Source organism: Microbacterium sp. GXF7504 (assembly GCF_054798235.1).
On sequence record NZ_JBSJZI010000001.1, the window covers coordinates 220,489 to 246,112 of the forward strand.

Sequence of the window (25,624 nt, forward strand, 5' to 3'; positions counted from 1 at the left end):
GTGGGGTGGTCGTCGGGCGGCGTCGCCGCGGGTCGGTCAGGCGTGGGCGACCTGGAGGGTCTGGCGTGCGATCTCCAGCTCCTCGTCGGTGGGCACCACGAGGACGGTCACGGCCGACGCGTCGTCGGACACGACCCGGATGCCGATCGCCCGGGCCGCGTTCCGCTCGGGGTCCAGGCGCACCCCGGCAAAGCCGAGGGTCGCCAGTGCCGCCTCGCGGATGCGGGGCGAGTTCTCCCCCACACCTGCGGTGAAGCTGATGACGTCGACGCCGCCCAGCTGCGCGAGGTAGGCGCCGGCGTAGGCGCGCAGCCGGTGCACGTACACGTCGAGCGCGACCTGCGCGTGCTCGTCGCCGGCGTCGACGCGCGCGAACAGGTCGCGCATGTCGGCGACCCCGGCCAGCCCGAGGATGCCGGAGCGCTTGTTCAGCAGCGCGTCGATGTCACCGATGGACATGTCGGCCCGGCGTGCGAGCTGGAAGACGACGGCAGGGTCGATGTCGCCGGACCGGGTGCCCATGACGAGCCCCTCGAGGGGCGTGAGCCCCATGGACGTGTCGACCGATCGGCCGCCGTCGATCGCGGTGACCGACGCCCCGTTCCCGAGGTGGAACACGATCTGCTTCAGTTCGTCGAGCGGCCGGCCGAGGAACGCGGCGGCGGCCTCGCTGACGTACTTGTGCGAGGTGCCGTGGAAGCCGTACTTGCGGATGCGCAGCGGCTCGGTGACCTCGCGGTCGATCGCGTAGGTGTAGGCGCCGGGCGGCATGGTCTGGTGGAACGCGGTGTCGAACACGGCCACGTGCGGGATGCGGGGGAACGACTCCCGCGCGGCGCGGATGCCCTGCAGCGCCCCGGGGTTGTGGAGCGGGGCGAGCGCGGAGAGGTCCTGGATGTTGATCTCGACGAGCCGGGTGATGAGGGTCGGCTCGAGGAACCGGGCGCCGCCGTGCACGACCCGGTGCCCCACCGCGACCGGCGGGAACTCCTCCAACGACGGACCGTGCAGCGCGAACGCGTCGAGCATGACCTGGAACCCCGCGGCGTGGTCGGGGATCGGGAGGTCGCGGGTGGTCGTCGCGTCGAGCACGGTGGGCGCCGCATCCGCCCTGTCGAACGCGGCCGACGCGACCGTGTGCGCCGCGTGCCCGGTGGGCTCGCCGATGCGTTCCACCAGACCCGAGGCGAGCACCTGCTCGGCGTCCATGTCGAGCAGCCGGTACTTGAATGACGACGAGCCGCTGTTGATCACGAGGACGACGCTCATGCCCGCTCCCCCTGCGCCTGGATCGCGGTGATGGCGATGGTGTTCACGATGTCCTCCACGAGCGCGCCGCGCGAGAGGTCGTTGATCGGCTTGTTGAGGCCCTGCAGGACCGGACCGATCGCGACGGCCCCGGCCGAGCGCTGCACGGCCTTGTACGTGTTGTTGCCGGTGTTCAGGTCGGGGAACACGAACACGGTGGCCCGCCCGGCGACCTCCGACTCCGGCAGCTTCGCGCGGGCGACCGCGGCGTCCGCGGCGGCGTCGTACTGGATGGGCCCTTCGACCGGCAGGCCGGGGGCGCGGTCGCGCACGAGGGCGGTCGCCTCCCGCACCTTGTCGACGTCGGCGCCGGAACCGGACTCGCCGGTCGAGTACGACAGCATCGCGACGCGGGGCTCGATCCCGAACTGCGATGCCGTGGCGGCGGACGAGACCGCGATGTCCGCGAGTTGCGGCGCGGTCGGATCGGGGATCACCGCGCAGTCGCCGTAGACGAGCACGCGGTCGGCGAGCGCCATGAGGAACACGCTCGAGACGACGGAGACGCCGGGCTTGGTCTTGATGATCTCGAACGCCGGACGGATCGTGTGGGCGGTGGTGTGCGCGGCGCCCGAGACCATGCCGTCGGCGAGCCCGGCGTGCACCATGAGCGTGCCGAAGTACGACACGTCGCTCACGGTGTCGGCCGCCTGCGACAGCGTGACCCCGCGGTGGGCGCGCATCGCCGCGTACTCCTCGGCGAACCGCCCGACGAGGGTCTCGTCGAACGGGCTGAGCACCTCGGCCCCGGCGATGTCGACGCCGAGCTCCGCGGCGCGACCGCGGAGCTCCTGCTCGTCGCCGAGGATCGTGAGGTCGGCGATGCCGCGGGAGAGCACGGTGGCGGCGGCGCGGAGGATGCGGTCGTCCCCGCCCTCGGGCAGCACGATGCGACGGCGGTCCGACCGCGCCCGCTCGATGAGCCCGTACTGGAACATCAGCGGCGTGACCACGGTGGGGCGGGCGAGGCCGAGCAGCCGGGTGAGTTCGGCGCCGTCGACGTGCTGCTCGAACAGCGCCAGCGCCGTGTCGTACCGACGCCGCGAGTCGGCGGCGAGCCGCCCGCGCGTGTTCATGATCCGCACCGCGGTGTCGTAGGTGCCGAGCTCCGTCGTGATGATCGGGAGCGTGGTCCCGAGCCCGTCGATGAGCCGGTCGATCTGCTCCGGCAGCTCGAACGGCCCGTTCAGCACGACGGCCGCGAGCGACGGGAACGTGCCAGACGCGTGGGCGAGGAGGGCCGCGAGCAGCACCTCGGTGCGGTCGGCGGCGATGACGACGACCGCGCTCTCGGTGAGCCGGGGCAGCACGTTGACCATCGACATGCCCGCGACGACGACGCCGAGCACCTCCCGGGTGAGCTGCTCGGGGTCGCCCTTGCGCAGCTCCCCGTCGACCGAGCGCAGCACGCCGCGGACGGAGGGGGCGACGAGGAAGCGGTCCTCCGGCAGTGCCCAGACCGGCACCCGGTCGCGGAACACCGCCCGCACGGCGGCCAGCGTCGGGGCGAGCAGGTTCTCGTCGACGCGGTTCGCGACGACCGCGAAGAGGTCGGCGCGTTCGGCACGCAGCTCCGCCATGGCGATCGAGGCGACCTGCGCGACGTCCTCCGGGGTGCGCGGGTCGCTCACCCCCAGCTGGTCGCCGCGGCCGTGCTGCGTCCGACCGCCGACGACGAGGAGCACGGGCACGCCGAGGTTCGCGGCGATGCGGGCGTTGACGGAGAACTCGGCGGGGCTGCCGACGTCCGTGTAGTCGCTGCCGAGCACCACCACCGCGTCGCAGCGGGCCTCGACGGCCTTGTAGCGCTCCACGATGCGCGAGAGCGCCGCATCCGGGTCGGCGTGCAGTTCGTCGTAGCCGACGCCGATGCACTCCTCGTACTCGAGGTCGACCCCGTCGTGGTCGAGCAGCATCTCGAGCACGTAGTCGCGCTCCCGGGTGGACCGCGCGATCGTGCGGAACACGCCGACCCGCTCGGCCGCGTGGCTGAGGGCGTCGAGCACGCCGAGCGCCACCGTCGACTTGCCGGAGTGCCCCTCGGCCGAGGTGATCATGATGGAGTGCGCCACGCATCAAGCCTAGGCGCGTGCGGCCCCGGTTCCAGGGGCAAAAGAAAAGACCCTCCGCGCACCCGACAGAGCCTGGTTACCCTTGCTACGTTTCCGTCCTGGGGGAGTTGGCCGGGATGCCGCCACGCGGAGAGCCGATCCGAGTCTAACGCAGCTGGGCCGTGATCCGCTCCGCCCCACCGCCCCCACCCCCGTTGCGGCGGGATAGCATCGCTCCCACACGCTCGATGCGGAGGTTCCCGACGTGGTGCAGCAGACCGAGACCGAGGCGATGACGGCCGATCGGTTCGCCGCGGTCACGGGCGCGGTCGCCGAGTCGATGGCGCAGGTGATCGACGGCAAGCCGGATGCGGTGCGCGCCGTGCTCACCGCGCTCCTCGCCGAGGGGCACCTGCTCATCGAGGACGTCCCCGGCGTCGGCAAGACGATGCTCGCCCGGGCCCTGGCCGCCTCGGTCGCGGCGACCGTGCGCCGCATCCAGTTCACCCCGGACCTGCTGCCCGGCGACGTCACGGGCGTCTCGGTGTTCGACCCGGTCGCGCGGGAGTTCGAGTTCAAGCCCGGCGCGGTGTTCGCGCAGATCGTCATCGCCGACGAGATCAACCGGTCCTCCCCGAAGACGCAGTCGGCGCTGCTGGAGGCGATGGAGGAGCACCAGGTCACGGTCGACGGGCAGTCCCACCGCCTGCCGGAGCCGTTCCTCGTGGTGGCGACGCAGAACCCGCTCGACATGGAGGGCACGTACGCGCTGCCGGAGGCGCAGCGCGACCGCTTCATGATGCGGATCTCGATGGGCTACCCGGATGCGTCGGCGGAGGTCGCGATGCTGCGGCAGCGGGAGCGCGAGAATCCGCTGGGCCGGCTCGAACCGGTGGTGGACTCCGCCGGGGTCCGGGAGCTCATCACCTGGGCGCGCGCCATCCACGTCTCCCCCGCCGTGGAGGAGTACGCGGTCTCGCTCGCGCAGGCGACCCGCGCCCACCCCGACCTGCGGCTGGGCGCGAGCCCCCGCGCCACGCTGCAGCTCGTGCGTGCCGCGAAGGTGCAGGCCGCCCTCGACGGCCGGGCGTTCGTCATCCCGGACGACATCGCCGCGCTCGTCGTGCCGGTGTTCGCGCACCGCCTGCTGCCCTCGCGCACCGGCTCCGTCCGCGGCGCGGACCCCGCCCGGCACATCGCGGGCCTCCTCGAGCACATCGTGGCGACGACCCGGGTGCCGCTCGCACCGCAGGGCTGAGCCGATGCGACGCTGGTGGCCGCTGACGGTGCGCGGCACCGGTGCGGTCGTCTTCGCCCTGGGCTGCTTCATCGCCGCCGGGCGGCTCGGGGTCGTCGAACTGCAGTGGTTCGGCGTGCTCCTGCTCGCCCTCGTCGCGGGATGCCTGGTGTGGGTGTCGGCGGCGCGGCGGCGCGGTGAGGTGGTCCGGGTGGTGGCCCCGGAGACGCCGCACGTCGGCGACGACGTCTCGGTCCGCCTGCGGGTGCGCGTCGTGTCGGCCGCCGGCTCCCCCGCCGGCACCTGGCGCGACGAGACGCCCGCGGCCTTCGAGGGCGCCGCATCCGGCCCGTTCCCCGCCATCGGCGGCGGCTGGGCGGGTGGCGAGCGGATCGTGGCCGTGGAGTACCGGTTGCGTGCCGGCGGGCGGGGCGTGCACCACCTCGGCCCGTTCCGGCTGCGCCTCACCGATCCGTTCGGCATCGCCCGACGTCTGGCCGAGTGGGGCGATGCGTCCCGCGTCGTGGTGGCGCCGTGTCCCGTGGAGCTCGAACCGATCGGTGCCGTTCCCGGCCGGTCGGGCGGCGCCCATCCGACGCCGAGCAACCGCTACGGCCAGGGCTTCGACGACCTCGTCGCACGGCCCTGGGTGCCCGGCGACTCGATGCGCCGCATCCATTGGCGGGCGAGTGCGCACCGCGATGAGCTCATGGTGCGGCAGGAGGAGCGGGAGGCATCCCCCGACGCGCGGGTGGTGCTGGACCGCGGTGTCGAACGCTACGCGCCCGCCGCCTCCGGGACGCCCGGGTCGGACCCCGCGTTCGAGGCCGCGGTCGTGGCCGCCGTCTCCGCGGTCACCCGGCTCTCCCGGGACGGCTTCTCGGTGGAACTCGTCGACGACGCCGGCACGCACCTGTGCCTGCCCGTGCCCGCCGGCGACGAATCGGCGCTCGCGGCGATGGGCGTCGCGGTCGCGGATCTCCGCGCGCGCCCCGCGGGTCCCCTCACCGCGCAGGCGTCCGGCCTGACGGGCGAGGTGCGCGGGCCGGTCGTGATCGTGACCGGGCGCCTGGATGCCGTGGGCGCCGCCGCACTGTCCGCCGGTGCGTCGCACTCGACCCTGCCGGTGCTGCTCGGGATCGATGCCGGGCAGTCGGCGCTGGACGCCGCCGAAGGCTGGTGCGCACGGGCGGTCGCGGGCGCGGACGCCGTCGCCGCCGGCTGGCGCGACGCGATCGCCGTGGGGGTGGACCGTGCCCCGCGCTGACCGGCGCCTCTCCCCCGCTGCGGCACGCCTGCCCGCCGCGGCGGCGGTCTGGGTCGCGGTCGCCGCGGCGGTGCTGCCGTCGCTCCGGGCGATCCAACCGGGCACGTGGCTGCCCGCCACCCTCGTGCTGACCGCCGGCGTCCTCGCCGCCGCGACCGCGGCACGGGCGCTCCGCTGCCCCGCGCCGATCGCCCCGCTCGCCGGCGTGCTCGTGTGGGCGGGCGCCCTGACCGCGGTGTTCCTGCGCGGCACCGCGATCCTCGGCGTGGTGCCCACGGCGGACACGGTCGGCGCGGCCGCCGTGCTCGTCGGGCAGGGGACGGAGGAGCTCGCGACCGGTGTGGCGCCGCTTCCCGCGACGGTCCCCGTCGCCTTCCTCTACGTCGCCGCGGCCGGCGCGCTCGCGGTCGTGCTGGACTACGTCGTCATCGCGACGCGTCTGCCGCTCCTCGCGTCGGTGGCGGTGGTCGCGGTGGGCCTCGCCCCGTCGGTCGCCGTGCCGGCGGCCTTCGACGGCGCCCAGATGGTGCTGCTGGCGGTCGCCGTCCTCCTGCTCCTGTGGACCGAGGAGCGCGCGCGTCGCGGCCGCGACCGACGACTGCGCGGCGGCTCCGCGGCCGGGGCGCTCGCGGTGGCGGCCGGCGCCATGGTCGTGGCGTTCGTCGCGACACCGCTCCTGCCGAGCCCGGTGCCGCAGGCGGGTGTGGGCGGGGGCGGGTCGGTCGGCATCGACGCGTCGCTGCGCCTCGGCGAAGACCTCCGCCGCCCCGAACCGACCGAGGTGCTCACGGTGCGCTCGACCGCCGGCGCCCCGCAGTACCTGCGCGCCGCGACCCTCTCCGGCTTCGACGGCCGGCGGTGGCGGGCCGACAGCACGGCCGTGACCCCGCTCGAGGACGGCTTCGGGCCGCTCGAGACCTCGGACGACGTCGGGGTCACCGAGGTGACGACCGACATCCGCGTCTCGCGGCTGCGGTCGGAGTACCTGCCGGTGCCGTTCGCGGCGACCTCGGTCGAGGGGGTCGATGGCACCTGGGGCATGCAGCAGCTGAACCGCACGGTCGTGGCCCTCGAGGGCACCACCGTCGGGCAGGAGTACCGGGTGCAGAGCCTTCGCGCGGAACCGTCGCTCGAGCGGATCCGCGCCGCATCCGCCCGCGACGCGGACGTGCCGTCGCGGTACTTCGGCGTCCCGGACGAGACGCCCCAGGTCGTCGTCGACACCGCGCTCGCCGTCACGGCGGGGACCGAGTCCGACTACGACGCGGCCGCCGCGCTGCAGCGGTGGTTCCGCTCGAGCGAGTTCTCCTACTCCCTCACGGCGCCGGTCGCGGACGACTTCGACGGCGCGGGTGTGGAGGCGGTCGCCGAGTTCCTGGAGGTGAAGGAGGGCTACTGCATCCACTACGCGTCGGCCTTCACGCTCATGGTGCGCGCGCTCGGGATGCCGGCGCGGATCGTCGTGGGCTACCTCCCCGGGATCGCGACGGGCGAGGTGGTCGACGGCCAGTCGGTCTACCTCGTCACGAGCGATCTGCTGCACGCGTGGCCGGAGGTGTACTTCGACGGGATCGGCTGGGTCGGATTCGAGCCGACGAACAGCCTGGGCAGCCCGCCGAGGTTCACGTCCGCCGGCACCGCGTCCGGCGACGGGTCGGCCGTGACGCCCGAGCAGCAGGCGCCGATGCCGACCGCGACGCCCGGGCAGGACCGCGACCGCGGCGACGTCCCGGATGCCGCGCCCACGGCCGCGGAGGCCGAGCGCACCGCTCGGGGATGGCTCACCGCGGGCGCGGTGGCGCTCGCGGTCCTGCTGGTGCTGGCGAGTCCGGCCGCGATCGCCGCCGTCCGGCGCCGGCGCCTGCTGCGGGCGGGCGGGGCGGCCGACGCGTGGCTGTTCGTGCAGGAGACGGCGATCGACCTCGCCATCCCGGTCCCGGGGAGCGACTCCCCTCGGCGCTTCGCCGAGCGGCTGCGCCGCGCCGGTGCCGACCCCGCCGCGGTCGACCTGCTGGTGCACGCGGTCGAGCATGCGGCGTACGCGCCGGACGACGCCTCCGACCGTGGGCTGTCGGCCGCGGCGGCGACGGTCCGCTCGAGCCTGCTCGCAGCCGCCGAGGGCCGACGGCGGGTGCGGTCGGTGTTCGTGCCGCGCTCGCTCGTGCTGCGCCCGCCCGCGGCGGCCGGTGTCGGCACCCCGGAACGGCGATGAGCGCCGCCCCGAGGGGGCGACGCTCATCGTGTGGCGGAAGTGACAGGATTTGAACCTGCGAGACGAGTTACCCCGCCTACATGGATTCCAGCCATGCTCCTTAGGCCGCTCGGACACACTTCCGCGGATGAGTCTATCACCGGGGCGGGACCGGTTCCGGCCACCCCGGTTCAGGCGCTGCGGAGCACCTTCCCCATCGCCTTGCCGCGGGCCAGCTCGTCCACGAGCTTGTCCAGATAGCGGAGCTTCTGCATGAGCGGGTCCTCGATGTCCTCGACCCGGATGCCGCAGACCACACCGGTGATGCGGTCGGCGGCCGGGTTCAGCCGGGCGGCGGCGAAGAACTCCTCGAACGTGGTGCCCTGCTCGATGTGGGCACGCAACTCCTCGTCGTCGAAGCCGGTGAGCCAGCGGATGACCTCGTCGAGCTCGTCCTTGGTGCGGCCCTTGCGCTCGACCTTGGTGACGTACATCGGGTAGACCGATGCGAACGGGGTCCGGAAGATGCGGTGCACCCGGCCAGCGTAGGCCGGGGGCGCCGCTTCCGACAGTCCGTCAGAGCGCGCCCAGGGCGAGGTACGCGGCGGGGAACGCGAACGTGATCGCGACGGTCCCGACGATCGCGACGGCCTGCGCCACGAGTCCCCGCAGGCGCAGCCCCACCATCACGACGAGGAGGGCGACGCCGGCCGCCGCGGCGAGCCACCAGTAGACGGGGCTCGTGGTGTCGGCGACGACGGTCAGCCCGTACAGCGCCTCCCCGCACAGCAGCCCGGCGAGCACCGCGGTCGCGAGGGCGGCCCGCAGCCGCCGGGTCCGCACCCACGCCACGGCCACCCCCACCACGGGGCCGGCGATGAGCCCCACGAGCACGAAGAACGTGGGGTCGTACCCGAAGCCGCGCGCCCCCGACGCGACCGCGTACCCGGCCGTGAGGAGCGCGAACCCCGCGGCGCCCGCGATCGCCGAGAGCCACGCCGGCAGGCGGGCGGCGGACAGGAGCGCCCCGAGCACGACCGTCCAGCCGCTCACCGAGTTCGCGATCGACACGAGCTGCGCCGGCAGCAGCCACTGACCGTACGAGGTGAGCGCCCCCAGCATGAACGAGAGCACGATCACCCCGGTGAGCCGCGCGACGACACCGGTCGCCTCGCGGGCACGGACGGATGCGGGGAGACCGGGGGCGCTGAGTGCCGTCATGTCCCCGACGCTACGGACCACGGCCCCGGCGGGGCATCCGCCGCGGGTCGCATCCGCATCCGCCGGAGGGATGATCCGGTCAGCGCCGGCGGCCGACGCCCGCGAACAGGGCGTGCAGGAGCGGCAGCGCGGACAGCGCCATGAGCACGGCACCGCCGACCGGGTCCTGCAGCCGCAGCAGGATGCCGCCGATGAGGAGCGCGGCGAACAGCAGCGCCGACAGGATGCGGCGGGCGAGCCCCTCGAGCCGCGACACCCGCCGCTCGAGGCCGCCGAGGTCGACCCGCACCCGGCCCTCCTCGATGCTGGTGATCACCGTGTCGATGCGCCGCGGCAGCCGCGCGGTGACCGCCATGGTCTCGGCCGCCTGTGCGGCGGCGTCGCGCAGCATCCCGCCCTGTTCGTCGCGGAGGAGGTCGGCGGCGAACGGCTCCACGGCGTCCCACACGTTGAACCCCGGGTCGAGGGAGCTGCACACGCCGGACACGAGCGACATGGACCGGATGATGAGCAGGAAATCCTCGGGCAGCTGGAACGGCAGCTCCCGCACGACGTCGCGGAACTGTGCGGCGAAGTCGCGGAACTCCCGCGGGTCGACATCGCGCAGCTCGGCGAACCCCATGCCGCCGAACCGGCCGAACAGTTCGGTCATCGCGACCTCGAGGCGGCGGGTGTCGGCGCCGGGGAGCAGCACCCCGAGATCCTCGATCGCGGCGACCACGCCCGCACCGTCGCGCGCGGCTGCGGCGATCACGACGCGCCGCAGTCCCCGTCGCAGTTCGGGACCCGCCTCGCCCATCATCCCGAAGTCGACGAACGTGAGGCGCCACGCGGGACCCGCACGCCCGTCCGCGACCGGTGTGACGAAGAGGTTGCCCGGGTGCGGGTCGGCGTGGAAGAAGCCGTGCCGGAAGAGCTGGCGGAACATCACGTCCGCGAACGTCGATGCGACCTCGGCCGGGTCGATCCCCGCGGCGCGGAGACCGGCGACGTCGGTGATCTTCAGGGCGGTGACGTCGGCGAGGGTCAGCACGCGGCGGGTCGTCCGCTCCCACACGACGGCGGGCACCCCGACCCGCGGGTCGTCGGCGGCATCGGCCGCGAACCGCTCCGCCGCGCCCGCCTCGTGCAGGTAGTCGATCTCCTCGAGGCTCGTCCTCGCGAACTCGGCCACCAGCGCCGGGGCGTCGACGCGGTCGGCGACGATGCGGATGCGGCGGAGCCACCCGGCGATCCGGCGCAGCGCCGCGAGGTCGACGGCGACGACCTCCTGGATGCCGGGTCGCTGCACCTTGACCACGACGCCGTCGAACCCGACGTCGGCGGCGATGTCGGGGTGCAGCCGGGCCCGGTGCGCCTGGCCGAGCGACGCGGCCGCGACCGGCACCGGGTCGAGCGCGGCGTAGGCGCGGTCGAGCGGCATCCCGAGGGCCTCCTCGAGGGCGTCGCGGACGGCGGGGAACGGCACCGGCGGCACCTCGTCCTGGAGGCCCTCCAGTTCGCGGGTGATCTCGGGCGGCAGCACGTCGAGCCGGGACGAGAGGAACTGCCCGACCTTGATCATGAGTCCGCCGAGCGACACGGCGAGCGCGTGGAAGCGGACCGCGAGGCGCCGCAGCCGTGCCTCGCGTCCGCGTTCGGCGATGCGGGCGAGCCCGAATCGGGGCAGCACGAGCTCGAACCACCACGTCCGGACGAGCACGGCCGCGGCGAACCGCAGGATGCGGCGGTAGCGCGCCCCGCCGACGGTGCCGGCCACGGGCGCCCCGTCCGTCGCGGTCACCGCTGCGCGAGGATGCCGTAGAGCTTCCGGCGCGCCTCGTCGAGCACCTCGACCGCCTCCTGCACCTGCGCGGCGTCACCCGTGCGGGCCACCTGCGCGGCGACCTGCGCGAGCTCCATGCCGGCCTTGGGCAGCGCCGTCATGCGGCCGCTGTCGCGCACCCCGCTGTGCTCCCACGGGGCGGGCTTGTCGGCGGCCTGCTCGGCCTCGACCCGGCCGGCCTCGGTAAGCGAGTAGGTCTTGCGGCCGTTCGCCTCCTCCGCGGTGACGAGCCCCTCGTCGGTGAGCAGCTGCAGGGTCGGGTAGACCGAGCCCGCGCTCGGCTTCCACACCCCCTCGGAGCGCTCCGCGATCTCGGTGATGATCTGGTAGCCGTGCATGGGCCGTTCGGCGAGCAGCGTCAGCACCGCCGCGCGCACGTCGCCGCGACCCATCCGGGGCCCGACGCGCTTGTCGACGGAGGCACGAAGCTGCTCCATCGCCTCGAAGACGCTGGACGCGGCGTTGCCGAGCCCTGCACCCAGATCACCGAACCCCTGACCTGCACCGAACATCCCACCGGGGAAGGAACCGTTCATGTCGACCTCCTGATCGTGAGCGATAGTGAACGATATGTCGTTCACGTGTCCGAGGGAAGGGGTGGACGGGGAACGCGGAGCGACCGGGCGGGAGAGTGCACGACGGCCGTCCGGCCGTTCCCGCGATGCCGGCGCCCGTGCCGCCGCGGAGTCCCGCCGCATCCAGGAGCCGCATGTCCCCCGCCTCTACCCGCGCCCGCATCGAGCCCACCGTGCTACAGGCGCTGCGGAGCCCCCGGATGCTGACGCGCGAGGTGCTCGCGGGGCTCGTCGTGGCGCTGGCGCTCATCCCCGAGGCGGTCGCCTTCTCGATCATCGCCGGGGTCGACCCGCGGCTGGGCCTGTTCTCGTCGTGCGTGATGGCGATCGCGATCGCGTTCCTCGGCGGGCGGCCCGCACCATGCGCCGCCCGACACCCGGTCGTCGAAGACGCGCGAGGCCGTCGGCCAGGGCGGTGCGAACATCCTCTCCGGCCTGTTCGGCGGCATGGGCGGGTGCGCCATGATCGGCCAGACCATGATCAACGTGAAGGCCTCGGGCGCCCGCACCCGCATCTCCACGTTCCTGGCCGGGGTGTTCCTGCTCATCCTCGTGCTCGTGCTCGGCGACGTCGTCGCGATCATCCCCATGGCGGCGCTCGTGGCGGTCATGATCGTCGTCTCCGTCGGCACCTTCGACTGGCACAGCATCCGCCCGTCGACCCTCCGGATCATGCCGAGGAGCGAGCTGCTCGTGATGGTCGTCACGGTCGCGATCACGGTGTGGACCCACAACCTCGCGATCGGGGTCGGGGTCGGCGTCGTCACCGCGATGGTGCTGTTCGCGCGTCGGGTCGCCCGGTTCACCGAGGTGACCCGCGTCCTGTCCGAGGACGGCGCCGTCGCCCGCTACGAGGTCGTCGGGGAGCTCTTCTTCGCCTCCAGCAACGACCTCACCACGCAGTTCTCGTACACGCACGATCCGGCGCGGGTCGTGATCGACCTGTCGCGCTCGCACGTGTGGGACGCCTCGTCGGTCGCCGCCCTCGACGCCATCACGACCCGCTACCACCGGCTCGGCACCGAGGTGGTGCTCGAAGGGATGAACGATGCGACGGCCCGCTTCCACGCGCGGCTGAGCGGCGGCGTCGCGGGCGGCTGACCTGCCGCGGGAGTACCGTGACAGGGTGTCCTTCGTCGCGGACTTCCTCCTCATCCCGCTCCTCGCCGTCCTCGCGCCGGTCCTGACCCGCTCGGTCGGGCGGTGGCTGCCGATCCCGGTCGTCGTGTTCGAGCTCGTGCTCGGCATCGTCGCCGGTCCCGCCGTCCTCGGCTGGGCGCAGCCGAGCGGGTTCGCCTCGACGCTCGCCGACGTGGGCCTTGCGATGCTGTTCTTCGTCGCGGGTTCCGAGATCGAGTTCCGCGCGCTCTCCGGCCGCACCGGCAAGCGTGCGATCCTCGGTTGGTTCCTCAGCCTGCTGCTCGGCCTCGCCGCGGGGTTCGTGATCGCCCCCGGGGAGCCGGCGGTGTTCATCGGCATCGCCCTGTGCTCCACCGCGCTCGGCACGCTGCTGCCGATCCTCCGCGACGCGGACGAGCTGCGCACCCCGTTCGGCCGCACGATCGCGGCCACCGGCGCGGTCGGCGAGTTCGGCCCGCTGGTGGCGATCTCGGTGTTCCTCGGCGGCCGCGACCCGGGCGTCGCGACCGTCGTGCTCGCGGTCTTCCTCGTGCTCACCGCGGCGGCCGTCTGGTACGCGCTGCGCGGCACGCACGGCCGGCTCCACCGTGTCATCACCGCGACGCTGCACACCTCCGGCCAGTTCGCGATCCGCGTGCTGCTGCTCATCCTCGTCGCGCTCGTGGCCCTGAGCGTCGCGCTGGAACTCGACATGCTGCTCGGCGCCTTCGCCGCCGGGGTCATCTGGCAGCTGCTCATGCGCAACGCCCGCGAGGAGGACCGCGAACAGGTCGAGAGCAAGATCGAGGCGGTCGCGTTCGGGTTCCTCGTGCCGGTGTTCTTCGTCTACACCGGCGTCACGTTCGACCTGCAGGCGCTGCTGGACGAGCCGGCCCTGCTGCTCCTGGTGCCGGTCGGCGCACTGCTGCTCCTCGTCGTCCGCGGCCTGCCCTCGATGCTCGCCGCCCCGCAGGGGTCGTCGCTGCGCGACCGGTCCGCGGTGGCGCTCATGGGTGCGACCGCGCTGCCGATCATCGTCGCGGTCACCGCGATCGGGGTCGACGCCGAGATCCTCCCGGCGGGCCCGGCGGCCGCCCTCGTCGCGGCCGGGATGCTGTCGGTGCTGCTGTTCCCGCTCATCGCGATGGCGCTGCGGCGCGAGCGGATCGACCTGCGGACGGTCGCCGCCGAAGAGCGCCTCTGACCCGCATCCCGCACTCCCCGCCGCCTGCCGCCGCATCCGCGCCCGGCACCCCTGACCGTGTCCCACTTTCTGCAGAAGGTGGGACATGCAGGACCGCGCGGGCGCGGAGAGCCGGCGGAGCGGGCGGAGCGGGCGGGTCAGGCGTTGTCGGACTTGCTCGAGCCGGCCTCGAGCTTGTCGCCCGCGGGCAGCTCCTGGTGCCCGCCGAACTGCAGCCGCATCGCCGAGAGCAGCTGGTTGGCGTAGTGGTCCTCGTCGCGCGAGGCGAAGCGTTCGAAGAGGGATGCGGCGAGCACCGGCACCGGGACGCCCACGTCGACGGCGGCCTTGACCGTCCAGCGGCCCTCGCCGGAGTCCGACACGCGCCCGGCGAGACCGTCGAGCTTCGGGTTCTCCCGCAGTGCGGCGGCGGTGAGGTCGAGCAGCCACGACGAGATCACCGACCCGCGGCGCCACACCTCGGCGACCTTGGGCACGTCGATGTCGAACTGGTAGTACTCGGGCTCCTCGAGCGGTGCGATCTCGGCGGAGTGCTCCGCGTCGCGCACGCCCGCGTCGGCGTTCTCGAGGATGTTCATGCCCTCGGCCAGCGCGGCCATCACGCCGTACTCGATGCCGTTGTGCACCATCTTCACGAAGTGCCCGGCACCGGAGGGACCGCAGTGCAGGTAGCCGAGCTCCTCGGGTGCGTAGTCCCCCTCGCGGCCCGGGGTGCGCGGGATGTCGCCGGCGCCGGGCGCGATGGTGCGCAGCACCGGGTCGAGGCGCTCGACGGCCTGGGTGGGTCCGCCGACCATGAGGCAGTAGCCGCGCTCGAGGCCGAACACGCCGCCGCTCGTGCCGATGTCGACGTAGTGGATGCCGCGCTCGCGCAGCGCCTTCGCCCGCCGCACGTCGTCGCGGTAGTTGGAGTTGCCGCCGTCGATGATCGTGTCGCCAGGCTCCAGCACGGCCGCGACCTGTTCCACGACCTGCCCGGTGAGCCCGGCGGGGATCATGAGCCAGACGGCCCGCGGCGCCTCGAGCTTCGCGGCGAGGTCGGCCAGCGACTCAGCACCGGTCATGCCCTCCGCGGCGAGCGAGGCCACCGCATCCTGGTTGACGTCGTACACGACGCAGTCGTGGCCGCCCCGCTGCAGGCGCCGCACGATGTTCGCGCCCATCCGGCCGAGGCCGATCATTCCGAGTTGCATGTCGCTCCCTCCGGGCGCGGGCGCGCCTCCCGCCGCAGTCTAGGACGCGACGGGAGGCGCACGGGGGTTCCGTCAGACGCGCGGGTCGTCGTCGGCGCTCACCGAGCGCTCGGTGACCCGCTCCTGCCCGGCGGGATCCGCGGTGGTGCGGGTGACCGAGGTCGCGGTGCGGCGACGCGCGAGCAGCGCGATGCCGATGATCACGACCACCACTCCGGCACCCATGAGGATGTAGCCGATGAGGTCGAGGTCGATCCACTCCAGTTGGATGTTGAGGGCGAATGTCAGGATCGCACCGATCACGATCAGGACGATGCCAGCTCCGATGCTCATCACGGACTCCCTTCGGGCGCACGGTCGTGCGCCGGCATCCGTGATGCTGTCATCCCGGCGCCGGGTGTCGGCGAGGGGTTGACAAGCCCGCCGGCGGTCCGGGCGGGTCAGCGGACGAGCAGCGCCCCGGCATCCAGCATCACGGTGAAGCTGCGCACCTCGCCGGCCTCCTCGCCGTCGATCTCGAACGCCTGCGGCGACGGCAGCTCCACCCGCACCTCGCGGGCCTGGGCGTGGTCGACGAAGTTCGTGCTCGCCGCGCGGCGGGACCGGTCGAACAGGCGCAGGATGCCGTTCTCCCACACCATCGAGCGGAGCGCGTCGAGCCACTGCCCGGCGTTCTCGGAGCTGAGGGCGAGCAGGTCGAGCAGCCCGTCGTCGGGCGCCGCGTCCGGCAGCAGGGTCACCCCGCCCTGCAGCGTGCCGCAGTTGCCCACCAGCAGCGTGTGGGCCGAGACCTCGCGCGGCTCCTCGCCGTCGGTGGCCATGGTGAACCGGACCACGTCGGATGCGATGAGCGCACGCCCCATCGCCTCGACGTACGCGAGCCAGCCGGCCTTCGACTTCAGGTCGTCGTCGGTCTCGGCGAGCATCTGCGCGTCCAGGCCGAATCCGACCATGACGACGAACGCGGTGCGCGGGGCGCTGTCGGTCTCGACCCAGCCGATGTCGATCGGATGCGGGTCGTCCTCGAGGATGCGCTCGATCGCCGCCCGCGGGGCGAGGGGGATGCCGAGGTTGCGCGCCAGCAGGTTGCCCGTGCCCTGCGGCACGATGCCGAGGTGCACCTCGGTGCCGGCGAGGGTCTCGGCGACCGCACGGACCGTGCCGTCGCCGCCCGCGGCGACCACGAGTCGGCACCCGGCGTCGAGGGCGGCTCGCGCCGGGCCCTGCCCGGGATCCTCCGGCGTGGTCTCGAACCAGGCGGCGTCGTCGGGGCCGCCGGCGTCGAGCCACAGCTCCGCCAGCTCCTCACGCGCGATCTTGCTCGGGTTGAACACGATTCCGACGCCGGAGGTCACCATGGCCCCAGCCTGGCACACGTCGTGGGCACGGCCCTGCCCGCGACACGAGCGGGATCCACGGATCGGACGGATAATGGAGGCATGACCCGCCCGGCGTACAGCGCCATCTCGAGCTACTCGCGTGTGCGCGTGCTGCACCTGCTGCAGGAGCGACCGCGGCGCACCGTGGCGGAACTGTGCGAGCGCACGGGGCTGCACGCGAACACGGTGCGCGAGCACCTGCAGCGGCTCATCGACGGCGGGTACGTCGTGGCCGAGCCGGAGAAGCGCACCACCCGCGGCCGTCCGCGCGTGCTGTACTCCGCCGCCGCGGCCGACGAGAACGTGAGCCCCATCGCCCTGCGGAAGGCACGGGAGGCGGCCGCCCGCGGCGACCTCATGCGCAAGGTCATGCCCTGGACCGCCGGCGCCGCCGGCGACCTGCCCACCGAGGCGGTGCACCAGCTCGACGCGCTGGTCGACGACCTCGGGGCGGCCGGGTTCGACCCGGTGGTGGACGAGGCGTCGCTGACCGTCGACCTCTCCCCCTGCCCGCACGCCGCGTCGGACGACGGCGCGCGTTCGACCCTGTGCGCCGTGCACCTCGGACTCATGGACGGCGTGCTGGCACAGGCCGGCGGGCCGCTCCGGATCGCGGGGATGGCGCCGTCGTGCAACCCCGCCGACTGCGTGGTGCACCTTGGCCGCTGACCGGGCTCAGGGCACGGCGGGCTCGGCGACGAGCACCCGCTCGGCGCCGCTGTAGACGTTCATCGACGCCCCGCGGACGAAGCCGACGAGCGTGAGTCCGGATGCGGCGGCGAGCTCGACCGCGAGCGACGACGGCGCCGAGACGGCGGTGAGCACCGGGATCCCCGCCATGACCGCCTTCTGCACGAGTTCGAAGCTCGCCCGCCCCGACACCTGCAGGACGGTGCGCCGCAGCGGCAGCCGGTCCTGGAGCACGGCCCACCCGATCACCTTGTCGACCGCGTTGTGCCGGCCCACGTCCTCCCGCAGCACGAGCAGTTCGCCGGTGTCGGCGTCGAAGAGGGCGGCGGCGTGGAGTCCGCCGGTCTTGTCGAACACGGCCTGCTGCTCCCGGAGCCGGTCGGGCAGCGTCGCGATCGTCTCGGCGGCGACCGTGACGTCGTCGACCGCGACGTCGTACCGCGACACGGTCTCGACCGCGTCGATGGAGGCCTTGCCGCACAGTCCGCACGAGCTCGTGGTGTAGAAGTTCCGCGCCGCTTCGGGCGGCGGCGGGGCGACGCCGGGCGCGAGGGTGACGTCGAGCACGTTGTACGTGTTCTCGATCCCCCCGGTGCCCGGACCGCCGCAGTGGATGGCGCCGCGGAACTCGTCGCCTGCGCCGATGACCGCCTCGGAGACGAGGAACCCGGCCGCGAGCTCGACGTCGTGCCCGGGGGTGCGCATCGTGATCGCGAGGGGCTCCCCCGCCACCCGGATCTCCAGCGGCTCCTCGACGGCGAGCACGTCCGCCCGCCGCACCGGTTCGTTCCCGAGCCGGATCTTCACCACCGGCCGCCGTGCCGTGATCCGTCCCATCTCAGCCTCCGATCGCGTTCATGCCGCGCGTGGGCTGCAGGAACCCGGGGTCGTCGATCGCGTGCCCCGGGAGCTTCCGTGCGACGCAGTGGCGCAGCATCCGGTCGATGTCCTCGTCGGTGCCGCCGTCGCGCAGCACCGGCACCAGGTCGAACTCCGTCGTGGAGAACAGGCAGTTGCGCAGTTGCCCGTCCGCGGTGAGCCGCAGCCGGTCGCAGTCGCCGCAGAACGGCGCGGTCACCGAGGCGATGACGCCCACGGTGTGCGGTCCGCCGTCGAGCGTCCACCGTTCCGCGGGGGCGCCCCCACGGCCGGGCACCGGCGACAGGGTCCACCGTGCCGACAGCTTCTCCAGGATCTCCTCGCGGGTCACCATCCGGCTGCGGTCCCAGGTGTGCCCGGCATCGAGCGGCATCTGCTCGATGAACCGCAGCTGCGCACCCTGCGAGACGGCGAACTCGACCAGGTCGACGAGCTCGTCGTCGTTCACGTCGCGCATCGCGACCGCGTTGAGCTTCAGCGGTGCGAGCCCGGATGCGGCGGCCGCCGCGATGCCCGCGAGCACGTCGTCGAGCCGGTCGCGGCGGGTGAGCTCGGCGAACCGGTCGCGCCGGATCGTGTCGATGGAGATGTTCAGGCGGGTGAGGCCGGCGTCGACGAGGTCGGGCAGCACCTCGGGCAGGCGGATGCCGTTCGTGGTCATCGCGAGCTCGACCGGCCCCGCCGGCCCCTCGATCGCCGCGAGGCGGCGGACGACGTCGACGATGTCGCGGCGCAGCAGCGGCTCCCCTCCCGTCAGACGGAAGGTGCTCACCCCGTCGGCGGCGGCGACCCGCGCCACCCGCTCGATCTCGTCGAGGGTGAGGATGCTCTCGCGCGCGAGCCACTCGTTGCCCTGCTCGGGCATGCAGTACGTGCACCGGAGCGAGCACCGGTCGGTCAGCGAGACCCGCAGATCCCGGTGGATCCGCCCGAATCGGTCCACGAGCGGGTCGCCGACGGCCGCCGCCGGGCGGTCGGCGAGCGCCGTCCGCAGCCGCGGCATGCCGATCGTCAGCGCCGTCACGGCGCGGACCCGGGGGCTTCGTGCATGCTCCGAGCGTACGACGCCGGCAGGGGTGCGGGGGCCGCGATTATTCACGGTCGAGCACGCAGCATCCGCTCACTTTCCCGGGCGAGAATCGGTGCGAACCGTGTCGGGTTTGCCCGGCTCAGGGTCGGTGCATCGGGGCCGGCGCGGAGAAGGGCACTCGTTCAATGGACCTCCTCGACCCCCTGCTGCTGGCACGGTGGCAGTTCGGGCTCACCACGCTCTACCACTACCTGTTCGTGCCGCTCACGCTCGGCATGGGCATGATCGTCGCGGTCTTCCAGACCGTGTGGCTGCGCACCGGCAACGTGAAGTGGCTGGCGCTGACCCGGCTGTTCGGGAAGATCTTCCTCATCAACTTCGCGATGGGCGTGGTCACCGGCATCGTGCAGGAGTTCCAGTTCGGCATGAACTGGTCCGCGTACTCCCGCTTCGTCGGCGACGTCTTCGGCGCACCGCTCGCGTTCGAGGGGCTGCTCGCGTTCTTCTTCGAGGCGACCTTCATCGGCCTGTGGATCTTCGGGTGGGACCGCCTGAAGCCCGGGCTGCACCTGGCCACCATCTGGCTGGCGTGGGCGGGTGCCGTCATGTCGGCGTACTTCATCCTCGCGGCGAACTCGTTCATGCAGAACCCGGTCGGCTACGAGATGGCCGAGGACGGCGGGCGCGCCGAGCTCACCGACATCGTCGCGGTGCTCACCAACCCGGTCGCCCTGAACACCTTCCCGCACACGATGTTCGCGGCCTTCATGTTCGCCGCCGCCGTCGTGATCGCGGTCGCCGCCTGGCACCTGGCCCGGGGCCGGAACACCGAGACCATGCGTCCGGCCCTCCGGTTCGGCATGTGGATGATGCTCATCACGTTCGCCGGCACCGCCCTCGCCGGCGACCAGCTGGGGCTCGTCATGGTCGACACGCAGCCGATGAAGATGGCCGCGGCCGAGGCGCTGTACGACAACGCCTGCGGCGCCGACGCTTCGTTCTCGATCTTCTCCCTCGGCACCCCCGACGGCAGCTCCGAGATCTGGTCCCTCCGGGTGCCGTACCTGCTCTCGTTCCTGTCCACCCACACGCTCGACGGCTGCGTGGAGGGCATCAACGACCTGAACGCGCAGTACGCCGCGCAGTGGCCGGAGTTCGCCGCGCAGCTCGGCGGCGAGGGCCTCGACTTCGCCCCCACCATCTGGGTGACCTACTGGTCATTCCGCTGGATGATGGGCTTCGGCGGTCTGGCCGCGCTCATCTCCGTCGTCGGCCTCTGGCTGACCCGCAAGAAGGCCACCCGCACCGTGCCGCAGTGGGCGTGGCGGGTCGCGATCTGGAGCGCGCCGCTGCCGCTGCTCGGCAGCCTCGTGGGCTGGGTGTTCACCGAGATGGGCCGCCAGCCGTGGATCGTCTTCGGGCTCATGCTCACCGAGGACGGCGTCTCCCCCAACGTGCCCGGGTGGAACGTGCTGGTCTCGCTCATCGCGTTCACCGCGATCTACGCGGCCCTCGCGGTCGTGGAGTTCGGCCTCATCCTCAAGGCGGCCAAGAAGGGGCCCGAGCCGCTGCCCGAGCGGGGCGCCGCATCCGACGACACCGACCTCGACGTCCCGACGACGGTCTACTAGGAGCTCATCATGGATCTCGCCTACCTGTGGTTCTTCATCGTCGGCGTGCTGTTCGTCGGGTACTTCGTCCTCGACGGCTTCGACTTCGGCGTGGGCATGTCGCTGCCCTTCCTCGGCCGGGACGACGTCTCGCGCCGGCAGATCATCAACACGATCGGCCCGGTCTGGGACCTCAACGAGACCTGGGTCATCGTGGCCGGCGCCTGCCTGTTCGCGGCCTTCCCCGAGTGGTACGCGACGCTGTTCAGCGGGTTCTACCTGGCGCTGCTGCTCATCCTGCTGGCGCTCATCGCCCGCGGCGTCTCGTTCGAGTACCGGCACCAGCGCGACTCCCTCCGCTGGAAGCGCGGCTTCGACCGCATGATCGTGATCGGCTCGGCACTGCCCGCGTTCCTCTGGGGCGTCGCGGTGGCCAACATCGTGCAGGGCGTGCCGATCGACGCCGACCACGAGTTCACCGGGTCGCTGCTCACCCTCCTGAACCCGTATGGCCTGCTCGGCGGTGTCACGACGCTCCTGCTGTTCTTCACCCACGGCGTGTACTTCGTCGCGCTGAAGACCGACGGCGCCGTCCGTGCCGACGCCCGGCGTCTCGCCGCCCGCTCGGGCCTGCTGACGCTGCTCGTCGCGGCCGTGTTCCTGGTGTGGACCGTGCTGAACGCCTCCGCCGTGGGCGCGCCCACGCTGCTGCTCGTGATCGCCTGCGCCGCCGTCGCCGCGGTGCTGCTCGTCGCCTCGCTGCTCGCGAACGCCCGGGGCCGCGAGGGCTGGGCGTTCGGGTTCGGCGCCGGCACGGTCGCATCCGCGGTGCTGACGCTGTGGCTCGCGCTCTTCCCGAACGTGATGCCCTCCACCACCGACCCGGCGTTCAGCCTCACGATCGAGAACGCGTCGAGCACGGACTACACGCTGACGATCATGTCGTGGGCGGCGCTCGTCTTCCTCCCGCTGGTGCTCGCGTACCAGGGCTGGACGTACTGGGTGTTCCGCAAGCGCGTCAGCCGCTCGCGCATCGAGCGCGCCGCGGCGCAGGCCCACTGACCGACCGGGCGGCCCCTTTCGCAGGGGTCGCCCGGTTCCGGATGAAAGGATGGAACGGTGAGTCCGGATGCGGTCGAGGCGCCCCCGCGCGCGAGTCGCGGCCCCGTCGACCCGAGGCTCCTGCGGTACTCCTCCGCATCCCGCGGTTTCCTCGTCGTCACCGCCGCGATCACCCTCGCCCAGACCGGCGTCACGATCGGCTTCGCCTACGCGCTGACCCGCGCGCTGGTGGGCGCGATCGACGGCGCCCCGGTCGGGTCGCTCCTGCCCTGGATCGGCGTGGGGGCCGCGCTCGCCCTGGTGCGGGGCCTGCTCCTCGCAGCCGGTGAGCGCACGGCGGCGCGCGGTGCCGCGAAGGCGTCGCTGCAGCTGCGGGACGCGCTCGTGCGCGCCGTCGAGAAGCTCGGCCCGGGCTGGCTCGCCGGACGCAACAGCGCCGCCCTGGCCGTCACCGCGGGGCACGGCCTGGAGGCGCTCGACAGCTACTTCGGCCGGTACCTGCCGCAGCTGGTGGCCACCGCGATCACGATGCCGATCCTGGTGCTCGCGATCCTCGTCGCCGACCCGGTCTCGGGCGTCACGGTCATCGTCACGATGCCGCTCATCCCGATCTTCATGGTGCTCATCGGGCTCGCCACCCGCGCCGTGCAGCAGCGGCAGTACGGCACGCTCCACCGGCTCGCCACCCGGTTCGCCGACACCGTCGCGGGGCTGGCGACCCTGAAGATCTTCGGCCGTCAGCACCGCGCGGCCCGCAGCATGGAGACCGTCACCGGCCGGTACAAGCGGGAGACCATGGCGGTGCTCCGGGTCTCGTTCCTGTCCGGGTTCGCGCTGGAGTTCCTCGCGTCCCTGTCGGTCGCCATCATCGCCGTCACGATCGGGTTCCGGCTGCTCGGCGGCGAGATGCCGCTGCTGGTCGGCCTGTTCGTCCTCCTCCTCGCCCCCGAGGCGTACCTGCCGGTGCGCCAGGTCGGGGTGCAGTTCCACGCGTCCGCCGAGGGGGTCGCCGCGACCGAGGACATCTTCGCCACGCTCGACGCGGCCGCATCCGCCCCGGCGCCGACGGTCGCGGAGGTCGCCGCGCAGGGTGCCGCCGCGGGCCCGCTCCTGGCCGCCCGCGGACTCGTCGTGACCCGCGGGACCACCCGCATCGGCCCGGTCGACCTGGAGGTCGGCGCCGGCGAGGTCGTGCTGCTGCGGGGACCCAGCGGCGCCGGCAAGTCGAGCGTGCTCGCCGCGCTCCTCGGGTTCGCCCCGGCCGACGGCGTCATCGAGGCGGCGGGCGCGCCGGTGCCGCATGCCCGCGGCCTCGTCGCCTGGGCCGGGCAGCGACCCGGACTCATGGCCGGCAGCGTGGCGGAGAACGTCGCGCTCGGCGACGACGCCCCCGACCCGGCCCTCGTGAACCGGTGCCTCCGCGACGCGCTCGTCGACGTGCCGGCGGGGCTCGTCCTCGGCGCGACCGGGTCGGGGCTCTCCGGCGGGCAGGCGCAGCGGGTCGCCGTCGCGCGGGCGCTGTACCGGCTCCGCAGCGGCAGGGCCCGCGTGCTCGTGCTCGACGAACCCTCCAGCGCGCTCGACGCCGCCACCGAGGCCGGCCTGTGGCGGATGCTGCGCGCCGAGGCCGGCGCCGGCGCGGGCGTGCTGCTCGTGTCCCACCGCACCTCGGCCGCCGCGATCGCCGACCGGGTCGTGACGCTCGCGCCCACCGCATCCGACGTCGCCCGGGAGGCCGCCCGATGAACGCCGCGACCGCCCGCGTGCTGCGCGACGCGCAGCCGCCGCTCCGCCGGTTCCACTGGGCGATCCTGTCGGGGCTCGGCACCGCCGTCTCCGCGATCGCCCTGCTCGCCGCGAGCGCCTGGCTCATCACCCGCGCCGCCGAGCAGCCCGCCGTCATGTACATCTCCGCCGTCGTGGTCGCGGTGCGCGCGTTCGCGCTCGGCCGCGGGCTGTTCCGCTACCTCGAGCGGCTGACGAGCCACGACGCCGCACTCGGGCAGCTCGCGACCGTGCGGGCGGGGCTCGTGCGCCGCATCGTGCCGCTCGCCCCCGACGGCCTGGGCGCGGCCCGCCGCGGCGCGCTGCTCTCGCGCATGGTCGACGACGTCGACGAACTGCAGAACCTCCCGCTGCGGGTCGTGCTGCCCCTGACGGTCGCGGGGCTCGCGGCCACCGCATCCGTGGTGTTCACCGCGTTCCTCTCCCCCGTCGCCGCGGTCGTGCTCGCGGTGTGCCTGCTCGCCGCGACCGCCCTCGCGGTCTGGGTGGGCTGGGCGGCGGGCGCCCGCGCCGAGCGCGCCCTCGCGCCGCTGCGCAGCCGCCTCGCCGACGCGCTGCTCGACGAGCTGACCTCGCTCGACGTGCTCACCGCGTTCGACGCGACGGATGCCGCCCGCCGCCGTGTGCGGGAGGCCGACGAGGCGCTGCGACGGGCGACCGTCCGCCGCGCCGGCGCACAGGGCCTCACCTCGGGCGCGGTGTCGCTCATCGCCGGGATCGCCTCGTTCGCGGTGCTGCTCGTCGCGCTGCCGCACCTCGGCGCCGGCGGGTTCACCGGTCCTGCCCTCGCGGTGGTCGTGCTGCTGCCGATGGCGGTGTTCGAGGTGTTCGGGCCGGTCCCGCTCGCGCTCGCCTCATGGCGACAGGTGCGCTCGGCGGCCGAGCGGGTCGCCGAGACCGTACCGGAGGAGCTCCCCGACGGGCTGCCCCGCGACGAGCCCGCGCCGACCGGCGAGGCGCCTGCGCTCGGCGACGGCCTGCGGCTCACCGGGGTGCGGGCGCACTGGCCGGCGCGCCGGGGCGCGACCGGCGGCGGGGCGCTGCACCGCGTCGACCTGGACGTCGCGGCGGGCGAGCGCGTGCTCGTGACCGGGCCGAGCGGGGCGGGCAAGACCACGCTCGCGCACGTGCTCGTGCGGTTCCTCGACTACGAGGGCTCGTACACGGTCGGCGGTCGAGAGGCGCGTGAGCTGCACGGCGACGACCTGCGCCGCACGGTCGGGCTGTGCGAGCAGACGCCGTACCTGTTCGACGAGTCGCTGCGGGAGAACCTGATCTTCGCGCGGGACACCGCCGGCGACGACGAACTGTGGGAGGTGCTCGAGCGGGTCGGCCTCGGCGACTGGGCCCGCGGCCGCGGCGGCCTGGACGCGCCCCTCGGTGAGCGCGGCGCCCTGACCTCGGGCGGGCAGGCGCAGCGGATCGCCCTCGCCCGGGCCCTGCTCGCCGGGTTCCCGGTGCTCGTGCTCGACGAGCCCACCGCGGGGGTCGACCCCGCCGCATCCGACGCGCTGCTCGCCGACCTGCTCGGCGCCGTGGGTCCGGACCACGCCGTCGTGCTCGTCTCGCACGTGCCGGTGCCCGCCGGGCTCGTCGACCGCGAGGTCCGGATCGAGGACGGCCGCACCGTCTGAGCGCCGGCGGTCGGGGTCAGCGCCGTGCCGCGAGCCGGACCGCGCCGCACCGCGAGCACAACTGCGGAGTTCACGGCCGACACGCCGTGCCCACCGCATCCGCCACCGGCGTGTCGGGCACCATCTCCGCAGTTGTGCACGGGGCTGGGCACCCGCAGCAGGTCCCGCACCGGGGCCACACGCCCGAGTACGGCCCCCGAGTGCGCACCCGTTTCGCGAACGAGCACCCGATCGGATGCGCACTCACGGAACGGATGCGCACTCGGCCACCGGCCCGCACCGCGAGCACAACTGCGGAGTCCACCGTCGACACGCCGTGCCCACCGCATCCGCCACCGGCGTGTCGCGTACCATCTCCGCAGTT

General features: G+C 73.6%; 20 protein-coding genes, 1 tRNA gene, 1 other RNA gene and 1 pseudogene. 10 read left to right on the forward strand and 13 right to left on the reverse strand.

The window, feature by feature from the left end; all coding sequences use genetic code 11:
- Positions 1 to 36: 36 nt before the first annotated feature.
- From ACWAUO_RS01070 to ffs, 3 genes are all read right to left on the reverse strand, one after another.
- The gene (locus tag ACWAUO_RS01070; RefSeq protein ID WP_460772340.1) at positions 37 to 1,269 is read right to left on the reverse strand and encodes an acetate/propionate family kinase; all 1,233 of its coding nucleotides are present in this window, start codon (positions 1,267 to 1,269) and stop codon (positions 37 to 39) included.
- Positions 1,266 to 3,380: a phosphate acetyltransferase gene (gene pta, locus ACWAUO_RS01075; protein ID WP_460772342.1), complete on the reverse strand. Its 2,115-nt coding sequence runs from the start codon at positions 3,378 to 3,380 to the stop codon at positions 1,266 to 1,268. Before pta ends, ACWAUO_RS01070 begins: the two co-directional genes overlap by 4 nt.
- Before the next feature lie 42 nt (positions 3,381 to 3,422).
- Positions 3,423 to 3,519: signal recognition particle sRNA small type (gene ffs, locus ACWAUO_RS01080), an RNA gene on the reverse strand.
- 132 nt (positions 3,520 to 3,651) lie between these two features.
- On the opposite strand from ffs, the gene ACWAUO_RS01085 reads away from it, so the two are divergent.
- From ACWAUO_RS01085 to ACWAUO_RS01095, 3 genes are read left to right on the forward strand one after another with little or no spacing between them, the layout of a single operon-like run.
- Positions 3,652 to 4,617, forward strand: coding sequence for an AAA family ATPase (locus ACWAUO_RS01085; RefSeq protein WP_460773273.1), 966 nt, complete (start codon positions 3,652 to 3,654; stop codon positions 4,615 to 4,617).
- Between the two features lie 4 nt (positions 4,618 to 4,621).
- Positions 4,622 to 5,863, forward strand: coding sequence for a DUF58 domain-containing protein (locus tag ACWAUO_RS01090; RefSeq protein WP_460772344.1), 1,242 nt, complete (start codon positions 4,622 to 4,624; stop codon positions 5,861 to 5,863).
- Positions 5,850 to 8,075: a transglutaminase family protein gene (locus ACWAUO_RS01095; protein ID WP_460772346.1), complete on the forward strand. Its 2,226-nt coding sequence runs from the start codon at positions 5,850 to 5,852 to the stop codon at positions 8,073 to 8,075. Before ACWAUO_RS01090 ends, ACWAUO_RS01095 begins: the two co-directional genes overlap by 14 nt.
- Before the next feature lie 31 nt (positions 8,076 to 8,106).
- On the opposite strand, the gene ACWAUO_RS01100 is transcribed toward ACWAUO_RS01095, so the two are convergent.
- The 5 genes from ACWAUO_RS01100 to ACWAUO_RS01120 form a co-directional block, all read right to left on the reverse strand.
- Positions 8,107 to 8,198 (reverse strand) — tRNA-Ser (locus tag ACWAUO_RS01100).
- 47 nt (positions 8,199 to 8,245) lie between these two features.
- Entirely contained in the window at positions 8,246 to 8,590 is a 345-nt protein-coding gene (locus ACWAUO_RS01105; protein ID WP_460772347.1) for a DUF2200 domain-containing protein, read from the reverse strand.
- 40 nt (positions 8,591 to 8,630) lie between these two features.
- Positions 8,631 to 9,275: a DUF6518 family protein gene (locus ACWAUO_RS01110; protein ID WP_460772349.1), complete on the reverse strand. Its 645-nt coding sequence runs from the start codon at positions 9,273 to 9,275 to the stop codon at positions 8,631 to 8,633.
- 79 nt (positions 9,276 to 9,354) lie between these two features.
- Positions 9,355 to 11,058: an ABC1 kinase family protein gene (locus ACWAUO_RS01115; RefSeq protein WP_460772351.1), complete on the reverse strand. Its 1,704-nt coding sequence runs from the start codon at positions 11,056 to 11,058 to the stop codon at positions 9,355 to 9,357.
- Complete coding sequence (locus ACWAUO_RS01120; RefSeq protein WP_460772353.1) at positions 11,055 to 11,636, reverse strand: PadR family transcriptional regulator; 582 nt, start codon at positions 11,634 to 11,636, stop codon at positions 11,055 to 11,057. Before ACWAUO_RS01120 ends, ACWAUO_RS01115 begins: the two co-directional genes overlap by 4 nt.
- A gap of 173 nt (positions 11,637 to 11,809) precedes the next feature.
- Between ACWAUO_RS01120 and ACWAUO_RS01125 the strand changes: the two are divergent.
- Positions 11,810 to 12,776 (forward strand): annotated as a pseudogene (locus tag ACWAUO_RS01125) (SulP family inorganic anion transporter).
- Between the two features lie 25 nt (positions 12,777 to 12,801).
- Positions 12,802 to 13,998 (forward strand): cation:proton antiporter, encoded by a 1,197-nt coding sequence (locus tag ACWAUO_RS01130; RefSeq protein ID WP_460772355.1) that lies wholly within the window; start codon positions 12,802 to 12,804, stop codon positions 13,996 to 13,998.
- A gap of 137 nt (positions 13,999 to 14,135) precedes the next feature.
- Here the strand turns inward: ACWAUO_RS01130 and gnd are convergent, their stop codons facing one another.
- From gnd to ACWAUO_RS01145, 3 genes are all read right to left on the reverse strand, one after another.
- Complete coding sequence (gnd, locus tag ACWAUO_RS01135; RefSeq protein ID WP_460772356.1) at positions 14,136 to 15,191, reverse strand: phosphogluconate dehydrogenase (NAD(+)-dependent, decarboxylating); 1,056 nt, start codon at positions 15,189 to 15,191, stop codon at positions 14,136 to 14,138.
- Positions 15,192 to 15,263: 72 nt separating this feature from the next.
- Positions 15,264 to 15,524, reverse strand: a complete 261-nt coding sequence (locus tag ACWAUO_RS01140; RefSeq protein WP_460772358.1) for a DUF6458 family protein — start codon at positions 15,522 to 15,524, stop codon at positions 15,264 to 15,266.
- 107 nt (positions 15,525 to 15,631) lie between these two features.
- Positions 15,632 to 16,549 (reverse strand): diacylglycerol/lipid kinase family protein, encoded by a 918-nt coding sequence (locus ACWAUO_RS01145; RefSeq protein ID WP_460772360.1) that lies wholly within the window; start codon positions 16,547 to 16,549, stop codon positions 15,632 to 15,634.
- 81 nt (positions 16,550 to 16,630) lie between these two features.
- On the opposite strand from ACWAUO_RS01145, the gene ACWAUO_RS01150 reads away from it, so the two are divergent.
- Entirely contained in the window at positions 16,631 to 17,239 is a 609-nt protein-coding gene (locus ACWAUO_RS01150; protein ID WP_460772362.1) for a helix-turn-helix transcriptional regulator, read from the forward strand.
- Positions 17,240 to 17,245: 6 nt separating this feature from the next.
- On the opposite strand, the gene fdhD is transcribed toward ACWAUO_RS01150, so the two are convergent.
- Both fdhD and moaA read right to left on the reverse strand, forming a co-directional pair.
- On the reverse strand, positions 17,246 to 18,097 hold the full coding sequence (gene fdhD / locus ACWAUO_RS01155; protein ID WP_460772363.1) for a formate dehydrogenase accessory sulfurtransferase FdhD: 852 nt from the start codon (positions 18,095 to 18,097) through the stop codon (positions 17,246 to 17,248).
- 1 nt (position 18,098) lies between these two features.
- Positions 18,099 to 19,142 (reverse strand): GTP 3',8-cyclase MoaA, encoded by a 1,044-nt coding sequence (gene moaA, locus ACWAUO_RS01160; RefSeq protein ID WP_460773274.1) that lies wholly within the window; start codon positions 19,140 to 19,142, stop codon positions 18,099 to 18,101.
- A gap of 212 nt (positions 19,143 to 19,354) precedes the next feature.
- Between moaA and ACWAUO_RS01165 the strand changes: the two genes are divergently transcribed.
- From ACWAUO_RS01165 to cydC, 4 genes are read left to right on the forward strand one after another with little or no spacing between them, the layout of a single operon-like run.
- Entirely contained in the window at positions 19,355 to 20,800 is a 1,446-nt protein-coding gene (locus ACWAUO_RS01165) for a cytochrome ubiquinol oxidase subunit I (protein ID WP_460772365.1), read from the forward strand.
- A 9-nt stretch (positions 20,801 to 20,809) separates the two neighbouring features.
- The gene (cydB, locus tag ACWAUO_RS01170) at positions 20,810 to 21,841 is read left to right on the forward strand and encodes a cytochrome d ubiquinol oxidase subunit II (protein WP_460772367.1); all 1,032 of its coding nucleotides are present in this window, start codon (positions 20,810 to 20,812) and stop codon (positions 21,839 to 21,841) included.
- Positions 21,842 to 21,898: 57 nt separating this feature from the next.
- Positions 21,899 to 23,587 carry a thiol reductant ABC exporter subunit CydD gene (gene cydD / locus ACWAUO_RS01175; RefSeq protein ID WP_460772368.1) on the forward strand — a complete coding sequence of 563 codons (1,689 nt, stop codon included), beginning with the start codon at positions 21,899 to 21,901 and terminating at the stop codon, positions 23,585 to 23,587.
- Positions 23,584 to 25,260, forward strand: coding sequence for a thiol reductant ABC exporter subunit CydC (gene cydC / locus ACWAUO_RS01180; RefSeq protein WP_460772370.1), 1,677 nt, complete (start codon positions 23,584 to 23,586; stop codon positions 25,258 to 25,260). Before cydD ends, cydC begins: the two co-directional genes overlap by 4 nt.
- The last annotated feature ends 364 nt before the right edge of the window (positions 25,261 to 25,624 follow it).